Here is an 18,161-nt window from a genome sequence, read left to right on the forward strand (position 1 = left end):
GTACATAAAACACTCAATTTGATTGTTTGATAGGCTATTCTAAAATATATAGATAAAAATCTAGATTTATACATTAAACTTCTTTTGTGTTTGCTGTTGTTGCTATTATCAATGACTACTTTTTCTGATGAAAGCATCAGAGTAATTACAGAGCACTTACCACCCTATCAAATTGTTGAAAACCACACACTAGTAGGCGGAACTTCTTTAGAGATAATGTATCATGTATTACAGCGTGCGGGTTATGCAAAATCTATTGAAGTATTACCTTGGGCAAGGGCTTATCATATCGCTTTAAATGAAAAGAATGTTGTGATTTTTTCTATGACACGTAGTTCTGACAGAGAAAGCTTATTTCAATGGATTGGCTCACTCAGGCAATTAAACTATTATTTTTATTCTTTAAAAACCAATACGCATATTCAATAAACTGCCACTAAAGAGGCTTTAAAATATAAAGCCGTTGCAGTTAGAAATAGCTTTGAAGCCCAAACACTTATAAAACAGGATTTTGTGGTTGAAAAAACAGAACTTTTTGTAGCCGCAAGCAAAAATACTTCTAAAGCAATTATCTTAAAATTACAAACAGCACTTGAATCAAGCAAGACGGTACTTTTGACCAAGTATTATCAAATAAAACACAATCGTTTTAATTTATCGTGCACCTTTTGATTTCAAATATTTAATCATTTTTGTTTGTTTATGTGTTGTGGCTAACCTTAATGGCGTTGAATCTTTATTTGTGACTACGTTAACTTTAGCACCATGTTTGATAAGCACTTTTGCGACATCAACATGACCTTTAAACGCAGCCCAATGTAATGGCGTTGCACCTTGTTTATTTTTACTATTTACATCTATGCCTTGCTTTATGAGTACTTTAACTTGTTTTAAATCACCAATTTTAGCAGCATTATGTAATGGCGGCTCATCCCAAGGTTTTGGACCGCAAGCACAAATAGAAATTATCGATAAAAACAAGCATATTTTAAATAGTGCTTTTTTAAATCTAAATTGATTTATCACTGACTTCTCCTTTTCTATTTATTTAAAAGGTTAGTCATATTCTTATTTAATACCAATTATCAAATTAAAACGGGCTAAATATTTATGTTTAACCCGTTTTTTATCGTTACTTGATATAGTAATTTTATACCAATCTTTGATATAAACCGGAACTACGAGATACTGTCTTTTTCATTGCATCAAGTAGCATAGGACGTTGTACTATCATATCTAACTTGTTTTTTGCACGCGTAATGCCTGTATAGACTAGCTGCCTATTTATCCCTGCACTGGCATCTTGTAATGGTGGTAGGACTAAAGCAGTATGAGCAAACTCAGAGCCTTGAGATTTATGTATGGTCATCACATATACTTTTTCATGCGCAGGTAATCTTGCAGGGAAAAAATCACGGATTTGACCATCATCGCTGATAAACATGGCTTTTAACACGTGTTTATCATCTAACATCAAAATACCTATATCACCGTTGAATAAGCCAAGTTGATAATCATTTTGGCTGATCATAATAGGTAAACCAACATAGTGACGACTTTGACTCATAGTGATATTGATCAAACATCTTTTTGATAAGGTTTGTTCTATTTTGTTATTGAGTTCATTAACACCGTATGGGCCTTTTCTAACCGCTGCTAATAATTGATATTGGGCAAAAGCATGATGCACCTGCCCCACAGATGCCCCATTTTTTATCAAAGTTAAATATTCACTATAAGCGTCAGCGGCTCGGTTGATCATCGCTTGTCTATATTGCGGCTCATAAAAAGTGATATCGTCAAATAAGCCTTGGTTTTTTTGATAATCTATTTGTGCTAACAAATTAGGATTGTTTTCGTTAACTGCTTTAGCTAATTGCCCCACACCACTGTTTTCATTAAACCTGTGACTTTTTTGCAAGAAAGCTAAGCTATCGGTTAAAGCAAAACGCCCTTGGCTATTTGGCTGTTGATCGCCTAAGCCCAAAGATAACAATCTGCTTTGTGAATAATTAGGTGTCACCCCTAAAGTTAAATCTTGGCATAAATCAGATAAAATATTGCCCGTATCAACAGATGTTAATTGGTCTTTATCTCCCAATAATATCAGTCTTGCGTGTTTCGGCAGTGCCTCTATCAATTTAACCATTAATGCTAAATCGACCATTGATGCTTCATCAACAATTAATAAATCAAGGTGTAATAAATTATCTTTATGATGTCTAAACTTATTAGATTGTGGGATCACACCTAATAATCTATGTATTGTTTGTGCTTTTTCTGGGATCAGCGCTTTTAATTCATCGGATATATCCGTAATTTTGTTTTTTGCACCTGAAATTGATTCAGTTAACCGCGCGGCGGCTTTGCCTGTTGGTGCAACTAACTTAATTGTTAATGGTGCACTTTGATATAAAGATTGTAATACAGCTAATAATTTTGTGACCGTTGTTGTTTTACCAGTACCGGGTCCACCGGTAATAATACAAAAGGCACTTTGCAAAGCCACTGAACAGGCTACTTTTTGCCAATCAACTTTTGCATTTTGTGATGGGAAAAATGTATCTAATAAAGTTTGAAGTTTATCGTTATCAAGATTAATTTTTTTTTCTGTCAAGGCTAACAATCTATTAGCTAATATTGTTTCGTATTCATCATAACGAGCAAAATAAAGTTTATCGCCAATTAATCTTAAAGGTTTATTATCGCCAACACTCATATGGTTTTGAATAGTTAATGCCAAAGTATTGAGATCATTAAAAGGTGTGAGCGATTCACTTTCAATAGCAGATAACGGCTGTTGTTCATCAGATATAAGCCTGTTCTTTAAGCCAAATGGATTTGTCCAATTAACTGTATTTAAATCTAAACAAGTATGTTGTCTACTATTGGCTATGCTTAGCAATAATATAAGGTAAAACATTTCACTTACTTGACTATCTTCATCTAAATTTACTTGTTCGTTTGTCAGCAGTTTTGCTAATTCAATATCTAATTGAGATATTTTTTCGTTCTCTATTAATCGTTTTAGCATGTTGTATGACCTTCAAACTGTAATTTATCGCTATTTAAATTAAACATGGCATCTAATTCTAAAATGATATCTGTTGTAATTTTTTTATAGAAAATGCCCTTTCCTGATGGCATGCCACGTAAAAATACATAATAGATACCGCCTAAATGTGTATTAATATCGTAATTAGGCAACCTTTGCTTTAACAACCTGTGTAACGCCACGCTATATAATAAATACTGCAAATGATAATGATGGGATGCCATCACTTGTTGCATATTTTCATCACTGTAATCATCTGCGTTTTCACCTAAATGATTTGATTTATAATCTAAAATGAAATACCGACCATTATGTTCAAATATTAAATCTATAAAACCTTTTAACATGCCCTGAATTTTACCAAAGCTTATTGGGTGATATTCTTGCTCACTTACCGCTAACAATGCTTTATTTACGCCTTGCGCTGTTAACTTACCTAAAGGTAAATAAAACTCCATTTCAATTAAACATTGCTCAGGCGTTAATGAGCCTAAAGCAAGCCCTTTTGTCGATTCATTTTGTTCCAGTGGACATTCAAGCACCTGCTCTACCCAATTAACAGTCACATCATGCCAAGTATCATCATCAATGCCATATTTGGTTAATTGTTCAGTAACCACATTTGAAAGGCTTTTATCGCTATCTGTTGGGTGCTCATTTGGTGATTGAAAATCTATTTCTTCAAAAATGCCATGTAAACAGCTACCTGGTTTTGCGCCTTTTGGAAAACTAAATACATCAAGCGTGGGTTCTTCTTCAATGGTATTCCAATCTAGTTCATGGCTTTCATCTTCAAAACCAGGGGTAATATCATCTTCTATATGATTATCGCTTTGATGAGATTGATTGTAAGTTAAACCACTAAAACTGGTAATGCGCCAATCGCGCTCTATGTAGCCGTTAAAGACTTTTACAGCTTGATCGCAAGTGTCTGTGTTAATTTCAGGCTCAGCATTATTCGCATAATTAACTCCGACCCCTTTTTCATCTTCATCAAGTTCTATAAAGTTCATCGACATATCAGGGTTATTTTCAACAAATTGCGCAAGTACTTGATGCCAATCATCCGCAGTTTCTATTTTGCTATTAGCAAATAATAAATAGCCTAATGCAGTATGTTGAATGCCAGATTTTGAACGGCTTTTACCTTCAGCTAAGTTATATAAACCTAAACAGCAGTAATGAACCGCACGCGTTAATGCAACATACAATAAACGTAAGTCTTCTGCTAAGCGCTCTTTTTCTGCGACAACTAAGTTGTCTTCATTTGATTCTAAATCATAAATCAGATTATTTTTATCATCGTGAAATACCGCTTCACTCGCTACGCGATAACTAGCTGCAAATGGAATATACACTAGCGGATATTCTAAACCTTTGGATGCATGCATAGTGACAATTTTAACTAATGTGGCATCACTTTCTAATCTCAGCTGTGTGCTGTCAGTATCATGTTGGCTCACTTTTTCGTTAAACCAACGGATCAGACGCATGTTGCCCTCAAGCTCCAGCTGCTTTTGCTGCAATAGTTCTGATAAATGCCTAAAGTCGGTTAACCAACGCTCCACAGGATAGCCTAGAGCTTGCCATAAACCCGCTAAGTTATTCGTTTTAAGTAATAACTCCAACATGGCCATAGCACCTTTGTTTTGCCAAGTTTCTAGCAATAATGCAAATAGCTCTAAATAATCTTGCCAGCTCTTAGCTGTACTATGTGTATCTGCATCATCATTAATGTGAGCTGCTTGTTGGTTTTGTGTTAACTCAAAAATTTGCTGATAGTTAAGACCAAACAGTGGACCTGCTAATACTCCACGATATAAGGCTTCATCATATCCACCATGTAGCGCAGTTAAAAAATTCAACAAATGTTCACTCAGTTGTGAGCTAAAGATACTGTCTCTTGCTAAATAAACACTAGAGATATTACGCTTTGAAAGTGCCGTTTTAATGGCATGCGCTTCTCTGCGGTCTCTCACTAAAACACTGATATCAGCAGCTTCAATAGGTTTATCGCCAATGCGCGCTTTGCCTTGTGCCGATAAATTTAAAAGATGAGATATTTTATCTGCAAAAGCACTCGCCAATGCTTTTTGACCATTGGCTTTGCTTGTTACTTTTTCATCGGATTTGAAAATGCTAAATTCAAATGGGCTAAAATCTTTATCTTCGATGATCAAGGATTTATCTGCTGGTTTACCCTGTGCAGTCACTTCAACAAATGGAATATTTTTATTATAAATAAAGCTATTGGCATTATTACTAAAGAGAGTATTAATATTATCTACAATGGAAGTCGCTGAACGATAATTCTTTTTAAGGGTAAATTGTCGAGGCTCATCAACCCCATTTTTAGCACCAATATAAGTAAATATATCAGCGCCTCTAAAGCCATAAATCGCTTGTTTCGGATCGCCTATCATAGTTAATGCCGAAGTATCGTTACTATCATTTTTTAAGGTACTTGGCTGAGAAAATATCGTATTAAAAATACCGTATTGGATTGGATCGGTATCTTGAAACTCATCTATCATAGCGACGGGATAACAGCCTGCGATTTTTTTAGCTAACGCCTCACCTGATTGTGAAGTCAGTGCTTTATGTAAATAAATGAGTAAATCATCTGGACTTATTATGCCTTGGTCTTGTTTTTTGGTTATAAGTGCCTGTTTTATCCAATGAGCCGCCTTAGTCGCGATTGCAATTGGTAAGCCCTGCTTAATTTGTTTTTCTAGCTCAGCGAGCTTTGTAAATAAAGGCAATAATGCATGGTCAAAAACTGCTGCTCCTTTTTTATAAATTTTAGGATCTGACAATCGTTCTTGTGCCCAAAGTTCAAAACCTTGTTTTTTACTGCCTATTGCGAGATTTGTTTGATCGGACATACAAAAGTCATATAAAACATTTAAACTATTTTCTTTAACCGCTATATTGGTTTTTTTTATACCAGAAGCAAGAATATCTGCGGCAAAACTACTGGCTAAAAATGCCTTTTTAAAGTCTATTAATTGGCTGCTGTATTGCTCTTTTAATTGCCATAACTGCTCAAGCTGATATTGCGGAATGATTTGTGCTGATTGCTTAGCTAAAATGCTATACACTTTTTTATAAAGCGATTCTGGTACGGGATAAATATCTAGCACAGCTTGAGTTTTTTCCATATTAAGTGGATATACAAAACCGCGCCAAAAGTCTTTTAATGCTTCATTTAATAGCTCAGTTTGATCTAATACAAAGTCTAAATTAAATGCCACACCAGATTCAAAAGCATGTTGCTTTAACATACGCTGACAAAAACCATGAATCGTAAATATTGCAGCATCATCCATAGACTTTGCACCTGCATCTAATAATACAAACGCTTGTTTTCGCTGCGCTTCATCCATAGGTTCAATAATGGCATTAACAGCTTCATCATCACATTCTTCACCTAACAATGCATCACGAGCGACAATTAAACGATTTCGTACCCTATCTTTGATTTCTGAAGTTGCCGCTTCAGTAAATGTTACAACTAAGATTTGCTCTAAAGTAAGGGGCTCAGATTTAATACCCTCAATTTGTAAACCTAATAAATAACGCAGGTATAGTGCTGTTATTGTATAAGTCTTACCTGTACCTGCACTGGCTTCAATCAGGTTATGACCATCTAATGGCATCGTTATTGGATTTAATTCTTGCATTGCCATTAGTTTATTTCCTCTAATTGTTGGATCAGGGGCATTAATAAATCATCACTCAATTGTATAAATTCCTGCTGTACGTCATCTAGATTTTTAAAGTTTAAACGAATATAAGGGTCTTCTGATTCGCCTCTGCCGATATATTGACCACCAGAAAATTTTAACTTTGCTTTGCCTATATCTTGTGTTTTTGCATATTCCAATGCACTTTGAGGAAAAAATGCCACTGGCTGCGTTAAAGATTTTGCATATAAGGTAAACCAGCTTTGTAATAATTCATTAGCAGCATCAATGCTCAAATGTGTAAATTGATACTGCTCATCTAAACCAATTATCAAGGTATCTAACTTATGGCCACTGGCATGGGCAGTTAAATGATAAAGCCAGGCTTTAATTAAGTCTTTTGCTTTTACGGATGCTGGGCGATAAAACAGCTGTTTTGCAATTTGAGTATCTGAATTTACTTGGCTCACATTTTTAAGCCAGCCAACTATAGTACTTTGATTGGTACTGTGAATATCGCTGTGGGCTGTAGGCTGATGTTCAGTTTCTAAAGTGCTAATAGCAACATAAATATCTAAAGGATCGTCACTTAAATTAAAGTCATGACTTTGAATATTATGCAACATTTGCGAAATACGCCCTTCAATTTTATCTAAGGTTAATTCACCTACATTGGCTAAAGGTAAATTACCTCTTTGTAAAATTTGATTTTGACTGGTATTTTCACCTTTAAGCGCTTTTGTTAAAAACTCATCTAAATAAAAATAACGTTCTAAATGATCTAAACTAAAGGGTTCTTCATCTTTATTTATATCATCACCTTGAGGCAGTTTTAAAGCGAGGCTAGATTGATAAAAACGTTTTTGTGGTTGGCATAATGCGCTGATAAATGACTCTAATTCTATTTCACTATCTGGCACAATATCTAAAGGTTTTGCATCACTGGCAAGTTGATAATCGTTTATCATCCAAGTGGGGTTATAACTTTGCTCGATATTATACTCATCCGCAGTTTTCAAATAATAGGCCTTATTAAAAGGCTGTAAATGATGTTGTTGTATTAGGTTATTTGGAAAGTCGCTATTTACTTGCTCACTATCAACCTCTAATTGATAAAAGCCTCGGTTGATATATTCAAGTAATTCACTGACTAAAGTGGAAGGTACCCGCTCGGTATTATCAAAACACGAACGTCCAATATAGCTGATATATAAATGTTCCCTTGCGCTTAATAATGCTTCTAAAAATAAATATCGGTCATCTAATTTACGTGAACGGTCACCTTTTTGACGACGGCTTTGTGGTAATAAATCAAATCCCATAGGTTGTACGCTGCGAGGATAATCCGCATCATTGAGACCTAACATGCAAACAACTTTAAAAGGCACTGAACGCATAGGCATTAAAGTACAGAAATTAATTTTTCCAATTAAAAATCTTTGCCCTACACCTTTTTCTTTTAAGCCTTGTTTAACAAGATAACACATGACTTTTTGAGAGATGTCACCTTGATAATCTTTATTCTCAAAATGGTTTTTGATGCTGGTCATCAGGTTTTCTAATACCATTAAATCCCAACTTTGATCTGATTGGGTGTCATAAAACTCAACTATCATTTGCTCTAAAATAAGCGTTTTATCAAATAAGCTGCCATCTATCATAAGGAGATTTTTATACTTTATTAACTTATCAAAGAAGGTGAGCAATTTTCCTAAGGTATTGGCAGCCATGCCTTCAACATGATCAGCAGCATAAATATCATTAAATGGCGTACTTTCATCTCGTTGCACAACACCTAATAGCAGTTTATTTAACCCTTGAACCCAAGTATTAAGCTCGATTGCACCTTGTTCAAACTCTGTTTTGTGATCGCCATTTAAGCCCCACTTAACACCAACCTTATCTAGCCAGTTTCGTATTTGATCTAATTCACTTTCTTCAATCTTAAAATTATCTGCAATATGGCTTACTTGCAATAAATCTAAAATATCAGATACGCCAAAACGACTAAAAGGTAAATTTACTAATTGGTTAAAGCTGCTCAGTATTGGCTTTTCTTGCTCTATTGCTAAATCAGCTAGTCCATAAGGTATAAAGCGCTCATTAATAGCAGAGCCAAATACAGCTTCAATATAAGGGCTGTAGCTAGCCACATCAGGCATCATCACTATGATGTCTTTTGGTGATAGTGTTTTATCTTGTTCAAATAAATTTAATAGGTGGTCGTGTAATACTTCGACTTCACGAAGGGGTGTATGACAATCATTTAAATGTATGCTGTTATCTGTGCTATCTACTTTTAGTTTACCCTCGTCAGAGATAAACCAGTTTTTATCACTCGATAATGATTCCCCTTTAAAAGCCAGTTGATATATTTCTTGTTGGATCTGACTTAATAAACTTGGGCTAAAATCTTCTATAAAATAATCGTGCCAATTGGCTTCTAACTGTAAAAGTTGCTCTAAATAATCACGGCCTAATTTACCCCAAGATGACAGTAAAGGATTACCTACAAAATAATAACCTTTACCTTGTGCTACTAACGCAGGTTTCACACTATATTTCACTTCAATTTTTGCTAATGTTTTTTCATCAACTAAATCTCCCCAATAATGTTCACTTGGATTAAAGAAATATAAAAACACATCAATTTTAGCAGCCAGTGCGGCAAATACTTCAAGCTGTGCATTAGGTAGCGCAGATATACCAAATATTGTTAATCGCTCTGGTAATAAACTTTTTAATTGGGATTGGCTGGTATTTTCAAGTGCCGCTAATAAGGCTTCATGCATATTGCCACGGTGATAAGCACTTTGCTCTAAGGTTTCAATTGTATGTTCAACTAATCTGCGCCAAAGTTCTGGTTGCCAAAGTACATTGCTTGTATCAACATCATCTAAAACATCTTCACCTTGTTGCCAAGTTTCTAACCAATTTGGGCGGTACATTAAATATTGATCGTAAACATCCGCTATTTTTTCGCACAACATAAATAACTTTTGCTGCTCAAAAGTTAATGTTTCATCCTGAACTTGGCTTTCCAACTGGGCATCATTGGCTAAATAGCTTTTGAGAGATTCAAATAACGGCTCATTCAAAAACTGAGGTAAAATATCAAAGATTTTCCACGCCATATTATTTTTATTAAATGCGGACTCTGCAGGTACATCTGGCAGTAACTTTTGATACAAACGCCATATAAAACTTGATGGCAATGGAAAATCAACTTGTGCAACTATGCCTAACTCTTGTGCTAATCCTATTTTGATCCATTGAGACATACCAGGAGATTGCACTAGAATCGCTTCTTGAGAAAAAGGACTCGATAAAGGGTTTTCTTTAATCAAAGAATTAAGCTGAAATTGCAGGGCTTCTAATCGATTCGATTGAATTATATGCAGCATGAAGTTGATGTTCCGTAAGCATTTTTATCTTATAAGCAGTGTAAGGCATATTTAATTCAAAGCTAATGTTTTTTGTTAAATATTGTCACTCAAGACCCTATAAAGGATAAATAAAATATTCTTAGATTTACCCTTTATAAATGGAACTCATAAATTATTTTATTCTTTACCTTTTTTCATTTTCTTGAAATGCTTTTATTAATGCTTCAATAAGTGTGAGTTTAATACTGACGTGACTTGGATAAACAGTCAAAATAGCGGAAAGATCTGTAATCGCATCTTGATAGTTATGATTATTGTAATGATTTACACCTAATACCAATTGTATTAAGTAAGTTCCCACTCAGAGCCTTTGGGGGTTTTCAATTCTAGGCATGTTATCGCAGTAATGGTCATTCCCTTAAAAAATAACATAACAACGAAGTGTAAATCCCTAGAGGCTCCTGTAAGGCGGGTTTAAAAGCGATTTATACTGCGTTAAATAATTTTGAAATAGAATAACTATGACTTCAATTATTTGCCTTGTCTAAAGCGCTTTTAGCTCCCGCTGAATGGGAAGTTAATTAATACAATTGGTATAATTAAGCCGTCGCATTTTTAATTAAATCACGGAATACTTTATAGCTTTCAATTATTAAAGCTTTTTTTGTTGCAAGACTTGTTGCTAACATCTTTGATTATTTACCATAGAATTCAAGCCATACAATAGATATTAAGTAATCTACTATGCTGTACCTTATTGTGTTTTAAAATCAGTTTTAGCCTAAATGCCATGATATTAAGAAGCAAGTTTTACCCATTTTATCTTTTAAATCCACTGACATTATTTGCCTAAATATATTGTTAAATCTAAAGATTATGTTTAGTGTGACTTAACATAAATTTATTTCATTATAATATGGCAATTTTATATATCACTGGCGCCGGTGTAAGCGCACAAAGTGGCATCCCCACTTTTAGAGGCGAAGATGGCTTTTGGACCATAGGCAGTGAAAACTATACACCACAGCAAATGGCCACTCGTGCGATGTATCAGCATAATCCGCAAGAGTTTTTGAAATGGTATTATCATAGATTTGTTACATACAGACATCATGGTCCTAATGAAGTACATCACTGGTTAAGTGATAAGCAACTCATTACTCAAAATATTGATGGGCTAGATAGTAAAGCAGGTAATACTCATTATATTTCAATTCATGGTCGAATTAATGAAATGACACTATTTCATGAGCAAGGAGAACCCGTAAACCGTATTATCGCGCCTTGGGATCAAGTAGATGAAACACAACTCACCAAATCATTATTAGACTTATTTAAAATAGGTAAACACGGTCCTAAATTGAATGAGTCTTTAAAACCTTATGTATTATTATTTGATGAATTTTATACTGAACTATATCAAATAAATAAAGCACAACAGCAGATGTTACAAGCTGAAAAAATCGTGTTTATCGGCACTTCATTTAGTGTCAATATTACGCAAATGGCCATTGAAACAGCAAGGCAGTACGATATCCCAATTGAGGTTATCGACCCTGAACCTTGTCATATTTTACATTCAAATGTGACTTATCACAAAATGACAGCATGTGAATATATTTCAAAATTTAGTTAATCGCTTTTCTGTTTTATAAGCATTTTTTGCTTTTCGTCCTTTTTTATATAACACATCGGGATATTCAAGCTCTGCCAAGCCTTTTAAATATTTGCCACCTTTTGTAAAAGTATGTAAACCTACCACATGCCAATTCCTGCTGCACCAAAGCCATAACCCCAACCATAAGCTTCACCTAAATACACACAAATAATTGTTGCAGCAAAGGAACCTAAATTTATGCCCATATAAAAAATCTTAAAACCCGACACTCTTCGGGGATCATCTTGTTCATATAATTGGCCAACTATGGTTAATATATTTGGTTTTAAAAAACCGACACCTACAACAATAAGCGCTAAAGCAAGATAAAAAACATTGAGTGCTGCTAAGTCTTGAATTTTAATTGTTTGTGTTAAAATGGTGTCTGCTAACATGCCGCCAATCACAGGTAATGCATAAACCTATCCTGCATATGCTCCTAAAACCTCTAAACCTTCACCATCCGAAAATAAATGATATTTAGTTACATATAAAAGCAATAGAAACTTCATGTCATAAAATGAAAATCTTTCCCACAATTCAGTGGCAAAACAAAAATATAGCCCCTTTGGGTGACCAAATAACTCATCTTCTGAGCTATTTGAAGTCGTTACTGTTTCCGCCATAAATGCTCCAAAGCCAGTAAAATGAGTAGTGAGTTTTACACTTTACTCAGAACAACGACGTGCTGAAGTTGTAATAACCGACCTAAATAACTATCTAGCCTCAATGGAGTCAGTATTATTGATTTATAAAGCACATATAGAATAGAAAGCTTATGTAAACCAGGTGAAGTTACTATAGACCTTGGAACCTACGAGGAAGTGAAACAATACTTTGAGATTGAGTCTATTTATATTTCAGAAAAACGCTTAGAAATGTCTAGTGATTTAGCTGATAGAATTAATAGATAACTCATAATTTGGCATAAAAGAGAAACAGCGCCGCAAGCATGTATTCTAGCGATACTTTATGAAGAAGGCGGAGATTTTGATCAAGCAAAAAAATTCTATAAAAATGCGATGGATCTCGATCCTGAAAATTAAGAAATAAAAATATAATTTGCTGAATTATCTCTTGAGTCTGATGTTGTAAAAGACGTGCCAATTAAAGGTTGAAAAAAAACACGTCACTTATATCGTGTTATCTCAATAAAAAACCCTTTATACGATACTGAGATTATTCCTAAATTGGTATTAGATATGTATATTTCTGAGGTTGAACGCCTAGTAAAATATCCTGGAGATATTTTATTACCCGTTGAATGCCTAGATGGCTCTATCGGTTACTCACGTGTAGTGGGATTTTTAGCTTATATCATAGCTGATAAATTAAACTTACCTGATAAAGACAAAAAGGATATTTTAGAAGCGGGTTATTTATCAGATATCGCAAAGTCAATTATCCCTCACCATTTGCTAAATCGACGAGGAGGTTTAAATAAAGTTGAATTTTCAGAAGTTATTAAACACCCAATAGAAGGATTAAGAAAACTCAAAAGTATGGGTTATCAAAATCATACTATGTTAAACCTTATCGCATGCCATCATGAATACTTTGATGGCAGTGGTTATCCAAATAGTTGAACGGGTGCAGATATTCCTCTAGGGGCGAGGATCATTGCGATTAAAGAGGCATATACCTCTTTAACTTCTTGGAGACCTTATCGTGAAAAATGGCAAAGCAATGCTGCGTTTTCTGAATTACAAAAACATGCCGACAATGGCAAGTTTGACCCTGAATTGATGCAAATATTTGGACATATATTATTTGAGAATAAAACAGATATTGAAATCACCAATTTAACCGAAAAAGTCATTCACCAACAATATATTTTATATTTAGCATTAAAAAAGAAAAAGCCAATATCTTAGTATTGACTTACAATGATATTTAATCTGTTTATAGCATTTAAGTTACTTAAATGGACTTAAAGATCAGCATAACCAAATTTTTGTTTTAATGCCTTTAATTCAAAACGGTATGATCTATCACTTTTCCATCCAAAGTCTTTCATACACTGTTTAGCTAAATCACCTTTTTTCATGTCAGTTCTAATCTGATGAACAGAATTGCTGTTAGATTGATTACCCCTATTACTTTGCATATTACAGCTTTGTTGTGAATTTACATTCCCAGATACGGATGCTGTCGCAGTTTTAACGATATCATTATTAGAGCATTGATTAGACGTCCCGCCTGTTTTATAAATGGCGTACTCTTCACACCTTTTTGTATTTGATTTAAATTTAGCAATCACTTTTTGCTTTTCAGTTAAATAGTCTTTTCTATATCTTACACAGTCTTTAAATTGGTCTCTGTCATGTTCTAAACAATAGTCTTGTGCGTTTTTCATCGGACTAGTGCTTTTACAAGCTGTAATGCTAAATAGTAAACTTAAAGTAATTAATTTAACTGAATAAATTATTAAGTATTTTTTCATCAACTTTAACCTTTTAATCGCTTATTAATACAATCGTGTGTTGGCTGTACTTTAAATTTAGACTAATTTGTTAATTAATAAACCTTTTCTCTCTTCATCTTCTTTTTTTACAAGCAATGAGGCCTGTAATAGTAAATTATTAGTTTTTTGTTCTGAAGTATCTTTTGCATAATCGGTATCTAATATACGAGATCGAGAGGCGCTGCTTTTAATACTAGAGGTTTCATATGTTGATATTTGACTATTTAATCCATTTGTATCTGCACCTAATGCGCTAGCACTGGTACTCACTACTTCTAAAGCTTCATTTATCGCTAATTGTGTATTAATAGGATCACTTACATCTAGACCAGAAATAAAACTCGACTCTCCCAATGCCTGCTCAGCCACAAGGTTAATCTCTTGTGTTAATTGGTCTAATTCACCTTGAATTGCACTATTAGAATATAATGGGTTCCCTGATTGAATAGACAATTCATTAGCTCGTAATAATGTACTGGTGATTGAGGAGAGTTGTGCTTCAGTAACATTATTTAAATTAACTTGATCTTGTGAGTTCACTGTTCGTTGATTTAACTCATTGATCTGAGATGTTAATCTGTTTGATATTTGTAAGCCTGAAGCATCATCTTTAGCCGAATTGATCTTATAACCGGATGATAGTTTTTCATTTTGTTCTAGCTTCATTTTGGCTAATAAGTCAATTTGACTCGTCGCTAATGTAGGTTTGTTGATTGAGAAAGTCATAACTAAGCCTTACATACAAAAATTTACTCTATCCTTATAGTGTAAATTTCAGACTCAACTTTATAAAATACTATTTCAATTAAAAATAAAATTTATTCCTCTAATTTATAGTAAATAAAAAAGGCACTAAACGTGCCCTTTGTATTAATTGGTATAATAATTAAACTGGAATTTCAGCCCTTTTTTGTTGTAAATAAAATGCCAGTTTATCTTGCTTAGATATTTTAATGCTTTTCTTTTTCATCATTTCAGATGACATTTTTAAGTTTGGCATGTTGTCAAAGTAATACCTGTATTATTAAACAACTCTCTACAGAGACTGTCCATCACCTTTGTTAAGGCACCTTTACTTTTTTCTTTTTTCCTAAACCAAATAGCGAACGACTATGAAGCTTTCGTTCTCTAAATAGGTTATGTAATAATGCTTATTGCTCTTGAAGAATAGCATCCATAGGTGATAATAATTTATCGTTTTAAGATAGCATTTTATCTAGCTCTGTTACCAAATCTCTATGGTTTCGACTACTTTATTCCCATTCTACACCTTTTGAAAGCTTCCATGTATTGAAGCATGTTCTAAGATAAGAAACCTGTTTTAACTTTTGACTTCGCGGTTTAGTTAAACCTAGCTTAGTACCCCTCATCCACTGGTCATAAGATACAAACATGCGATTCATTTTATTATTTTTCTTAGATAATACTTAACATACTAAAGCTATTTAGGAAATTAATAGAGTAAAATTACACTTTATTTCAACAGAGTGTTTATAAGCACAGCGTCCTTTCCAATTACCTGCATAAACATAACCTATTATAACATCATCATCTTGAGCGACTAACTAAGGTAAATTACTTGATTTCGTATTTTCAACTCTCAACACCATATCTTCAACCGATACTGGCTCACTCTCAAAAGTGATTGCCGTATTAATTACATAATAATTACAAATACGGATTATTTCGTTTATATCAAAATCAGTTACAGCTCTGATCACATTGGCACCCTTTTTTTTTCTTTTTGATTGGAAATAAATTCAACCAGAATGCCATTTCAAACAAAAAACCTAATATCATGAAAATAAAAGACCCAGTTTGATTGCCAAAACTATATAAGCTTAGTGCAGCAATAATAAATAATACCGCCATTAATAACCTTATAATTGTTTTCATAGAGTTCCTAAAATGTAAAATGATTGAATAAATTTAAAGTGCGATCTTTTTTCCTTTAATGGAGTAGATCAAAGGTATTTGTTGCTCTTTAAATCTCATTTGATAACCATGACCTGCTACTAATTCTAACCCTTCAAAACAATCATATGGGCTATATACATGCTCTTTAAAACTTTCAATGGTAATACCTGCTCTTATAAGGGCCTGTATCACATCACTCATGGTATGTGGCCAAGTGACAACGGTGGATTTCTCACCCGTTCAATTTTAGGTATAGGTACCTTCATATTCAATATCATAAAATTTAGAGTCAACATGAACTTCAGTTCTTTTGTTCCATGCTTGCCTATTAATTTCAATATAATCCAAAATCAGACCTTATTATTAATTTTCTCTATGATGACATATATAATTTTTAGAATTAATTACTAAACGAAAAGAAATGAAACAATATGTAAATATCTTACAATCTTCATTATTGAAATTTATTACAAACAGATAAACTTAATGTAATTCCCATACGTATTGATAAGAAATATAAAATTACAGGTTTAAATTATGTTTTCTTTTTTTAAAAAAGATCCAATCAAAAAATTAGATAAGTTATATAAAGACAAACTTGAGCAAGCAATGCGTGCACAAAGAAATGGTGATATTAGATCTTATTCAATGATCACAGCTGAAGCTGAAAAAATTAACGCTCAAATTACTCAGCTAGAAAATGAAGCTAAAACTTGAGTATGCTTAAATAAGCTATTGTTGAAATTTTTTATGGAGTGCTTTAGCTATAATCCTCTGTTCTTGTGGGTTGAAAAATTCTTTTTTATGAGAATCAATAATATGCTGCTGAATATTTTTTTGACTCATAATTTCATTGATAATGCTCAACCCAAGTTTACTTTTAGAACATGCGATATAGCCTAAAATGCTTGCTTGAGTATTTTCAATTTCTAGAAACTCGAGTTCATGTCCTTCTTTGTCTGCAGAAAATTGATTAATAAATACAGTACTATATTCAATCATCCATCTAAACGGCCTTTCATTAGCATTTTTCTTTGGCGATCTGCACTTGTTTGTCCTTCGCCTTTTATAAATCAAGCACTATTAGCTTTTATAAAATCATCGATATATTCTCCGTAGGCTCTACCAATAGTAATTCATATCTTTAATTGTCGATCAATAATGGCTTCTTTTAATGGCTCTGAAAAGTGTATTTCTGATTTTTTACTTTTAAGAATCTTTAGTCGATTAGCTGGAAATGTTGCGATAGGATATTTAGAAAATTGCGCTATCGCTTCGCGTTTATCAGCAGGTAAAATCTATGGGACACAAAGCAACAAAATTGGCAATGCGCATTTAAAATGGGCGTTCTCAGAAGCCGCTGTATTGTTATTACGCCATAACCATAATGCCACTCAATACCTTGAAAAATTACAAAAAAGAATGAGTAAAGCCAAAGCACTTTCAGCATTGGCGCACAAACTGGGTCGTTGTGTTTATTATATGCTTAAAAAAGAGACTGTATTCGATGAAACCCGATTCTTAAAGCGTTAGTCACGGTACTGGATGAGCTGAACGTCTAACTGGATATAAGGTTGAGCATCAATCAATTGGGTGAGTTAATAGCCATTAAGCTTTAGCCTGATTATATGCTTAAATACCTAAGCCTCCTAGCTTGATTAGACACTCAGTACGCGTGCATTAATACAATAAGCAAAGTCGCTTACACCTGACTTGAGCCTGAAACTAACTGGTGCACATTATGCAACCAACATGCTTGAATAGTGCCTTGATTAGGTTAACCGATGAATGTCTCGATTCTGGCATCCTGCTTCATTCTACCCCCTAAATCCATTTAGTCGTAGTGCCCCTTGCTATGCCATAAGGATATGAACTAAAGCAGGCAGCGATGAGATCGCAATAAGAGAGCCTCAATATGTGTTTGCCGTAAGCTACTTGCTTAACAGCCGCATCGACATACAAAATAAACGGGTTTGTTTATTGATTTACATTTGAC

14 protein-coding genes and 3 pseudogenes are annotated in these 18,161 nt (G+C 33.8%); 6 read left to right on the forward strand and 11 right to left on the reverse strand.

Annotation, left to right across the window (positions count from 1 at the left end; all coding sequences use genetic code 11):
- Window positions 1-111 precede the first annotated feature (111 nt).
- Window positions 112-429 carry a hypothetical protein gene (locus PSA_RS12950; protein ID WP_052379888.1) on the forward strand — a complete coding sequence of 106 codons (318 nt, stop codon included), beginning with the start codon at window positions 112-114 and terminating at the stop codon, window positions 427-429.
- Window positions 430-654: 225 nt separating this feature from the next.
- Here the strand turns inward: PSA_RS12950 and PSA_RS12960 are convergent, their stop codons facing one another.
- From PSA_RS12960 to PSA_RS25275, 5 genes are all read right to left on the reverse strand, one after another.
- Window positions 655-1,026, reverse strand: a complete 372-nt coding sequence (locus tag PSA_RS12960; protein WP_052379887.1) for an ankyrin repeat domain-containing protein — start codon at window positions 1,024-1,026, stop codon at window positions 655-657.
- 124 nt (window positions 1,027-1,150) lie between these two features.
- Window positions 1,151-3,034: an exodeoxyribonuclease V subunit alpha gene (gene recD, locus PSA_RS12965; RefSeq protein ID WP_042143901.1), complete on the reverse strand. Its 1,884-nt coding sequence runs from the start codon at window positions 3,032-3,034 to the stop codon at window positions 1,151-1,153.
- A complete protein-coding gene (gene recB / locus PSA_RS12970) occupies window positions 3,028-6,738 on the reverse strand; it encodes an exodeoxyribonuclease V subunit beta (protein ID WP_042143937.1) in 3,711 nt (1,236 codons plus the stop codon). Before recB ends, recD begins: the two co-directional genes overlap by 7 nt.
- A 5-nt stretch (window positions 6,739-6,743) precedes the next feature.
- The gene (gene recC, locus PSA_RS12975) at window positions 6,744-10,145 is read right to left on the reverse strand and encodes an exodeoxyribonuclease V subunit gamma (protein WP_042143900.1); all 3,402 of its coding nucleotides are present in this window, start codon (window positions 10,143-10,145) and stop codon (window positions 6,744-6,746) included.
- Between the two features lie 166 nt (window positions 10,146-10,311).
- On the reverse strand, window positions 10,312-10,488 hold the full coding sequence (locus PSA_RS25275) for a hypothetical protein (protein WP_157575778.1): 177 nt from the start codon (window positions 10,486-10,488) through the stop codon (window positions 10,312-10,314).
- Between the two features lie 555 nt (window positions 10,489-11,043).
- Between PSA_RS25275 and PSA_RS12980 the strand changes: the two genes are divergently transcribed.
- Window positions 11,044-11,763, forward strand: coding sequence for a Sir2 family NAD-dependent protein deacetylase (locus PSA_RS12980; protein WP_042143895.1), 720 nt, complete (start codon window positions 11,044-11,046; stop codon window positions 11,761-11,763).
- A gap of 39 nt (window positions 11,764-11,802) precedes the next feature.
- Here the strand turns inward: PSA_RS12980 and PSA_RS24605 are convergent.
- Window positions 11,803-12,410, reverse strand: a pseudogene (locus tag PSA_RS24605) (oligopeptide:H+ symporter); the annotation flags it as partial.
- Window positions 12,411-12,749: 339 nt separating this feature from the next.
- On the opposite strand from PSA_RS24605, the gene PSA_RS27210 reads away from it, so the two are divergent.
- Window positions 12,750-12,830 (forward strand): tetratricopeptide repeat protein, encoded by an 81-nt coding sequence (locus tag PSA_RS27210; RefSeq protein WP_371257859.1) that lies wholly within the window; start codon window positions 12,750-12,752, stop codon window positions 12,828-12,830.
- A gap of 156 nt (window positions 12,831-12,986) precedes the next feature.
- Window positions 12,987-13,658 (forward strand): annotated as a pseudogene (locus tag PSA_RS27215) (HD-GYP domain-containing protein).
- Between the two features lie 56 nt (window positions 13,659-13,714).
- Here the strand turns inward: PSA_RS27215 and PSA_RS13000 are convergent.
- From PSA_RS13000 to PSA_RS13015, 4 genes are all read right to left on the reverse strand, one after another.
- Window positions 13,715-14,227: a hypothetical protein gene (locus PSA_RS13000; protein WP_042143891.1), complete on the reverse strand. Its 513-nt coding sequence runs from the start codon at window positions 14,225-14,227 to the stop codon at window positions 13,715-13,717.
- A 57-nt stretch (window positions 14,228-14,284) separates the two neighbouring features.
- Window positions 14,285-14,974 carry a flagellin gene (locus PSA_RS13005; RefSeq protein ID WP_042143889.1) on the reverse strand — a complete coding sequence of 230 codons (690 nt, stop codon included), beginning with the start codon at window positions 14,972-14,974 and terminating at the stop codon, window positions 14,285-14,287.
- 839 nt (window positions 14,975-15,813) lie between these two features.
- Window positions 15,814-15,969 carry a GNAT family N-acetyltransferase gene (locus PSA_RS25280; RefSeq protein WP_157575779.1) on the reverse strand — a complete coding sequence of 52 codons (156 nt, stop codon included), beginning with the start codon at window positions 15,967-15,969 and terminating at the stop codon, window positions 15,814-15,816.
- A gap of 208 nt (window positions 15,970-16,177) precedes the next feature.
- Window positions 16,178-16,366, reverse strand: coding sequence for a hypothetical protein (locus PSA_RS13015; protein ID WP_042143886.1), 189 nt, complete (start codon window positions 16,364-16,366; stop codon window positions 16,178-16,180).
- 336 nt (window positions 16,367-16,702) lie between these two features.
- Here PSA_RS13015 and PSA_RS13020 point away from each other — a divergent pair, with 336 nt between their 5' ends.
- Window positions 16,703-16,882, forward strand: coding sequence for a DUF6435 family protein (locus PSA_RS13020; protein ID WP_042143883.1), 180 nt, complete (start codon window positions 16,703-16,705; stop codon window positions 16,880-16,882).
- 15 nt (window positions 16,883-16,897) lie between these two features.
- Here PSA_RS13020 and PSA_RS13025 read toward each other — a convergent pair whose 3' ends face one another.
- Window positions 16,898-17,167, reverse strand: coding sequence for a hypothetical protein (locus tag PSA_RS13025; protein WP_042143881.1), 270 nt, complete (start codon window positions 17,165-17,167; stop codon window positions 16,898-16,900).
- Between the two features lie 282 nt (window positions 17,168-17,449).
- On the opposite strand from PSA_RS13025, the pseudogene PSA_RS13030 reads away from it, so the two are divergent.
- Window positions 17,450-17,698, forward strand: a pseudogene (locus tag PSA_RS13030) (IS110 family transposase); the annotation flags it as partial.
- Between the last annotated feature and the right edge of the window lie 463 nt (window positions 17,699-18,161).

This window comes from Pseudoalteromonas sp. '520P1 No. 423' (assembly GCF_001269985.1).
GTDB lineage: Bacteria > Pseudomonadota > Gammaproteobacteria > Enterobacterales > Alteromonadaceae > Pseudoalteromonas.

What these genes read in the sequence shown, in the direction of transcription:
- PSA_RS13000 (WP_042143891.1), bottom strand. Translation starts at nt 14,227, where the DNA reads ATGAAAAAATACTTAATAATTTATTCAGTTAAATTAATTACTTTAAGT.
- recB (WP_042143937.1), bottom strand. Translation starts at nt 6,738, where the DNA reads ATGCAAGAATTAAATCCAATAACGATGCCATTAGATGGTCATAACCTG.
- PSA_RS13020 (WP_042143883.1), top strand. Translation starts at nt 16,703, where the DNA reads ATGTTTTCTTTTTTTAAAAAAGATCCAATCAAAAAATTAGATAAGTTA.
- PSA_RS13015 (WP_042143886.1), bottom strand. Translation starts at nt 16,366, where the DNA reads ATGAGTGATGTGATACAGGCCCTTATAAGAGCAGGTATTACCATTGAA.
- recC (WP_042143900.1), bottom strand. Translation starts at nt 10,145, where the DNA reads ATGCTGCATATAATTCAATCGAATCGATTAGAAGCCCTGCAATTTCAG.
- recD (WP_042143901.1), bottom strand. Translation starts at nt 3,034, where the DNA reads ATGCTAAAACGATTAATAGAGAACGAAAAAATATCTCAATTAGATATT.
- PSA_RS13005 (WP_042143889.1), bottom strand. Translation starts at nt 14,974, where the DNA reads ATGACTTTCTCAATCAACAAACCTACATTAGCGACGAGTCAAATTGAC.
- PSA_RS12980 (WP_042143895.1), top strand. Translation starts at nt 11,044, where the DNA reads ATGGCAATTTTATATATCACTGGCGCCGGTGTAAGCGCACAAAGTGGC.
- PSA_RS12950 (WP_052379888.1), top strand. Translation starts at nt 112, where the DNA reads ATGACTACTTTTTCTGATGAAAGCATCAGAGTAATTACAGAGCACTTA.
- PSA_RS13025 (WP_042143881.1), bottom strand. Translation starts at nt 17,167, where the DNA reads ATGATTGAATATAGTACTGTATTTATTAATCAATTTTCTGCAGACAAA.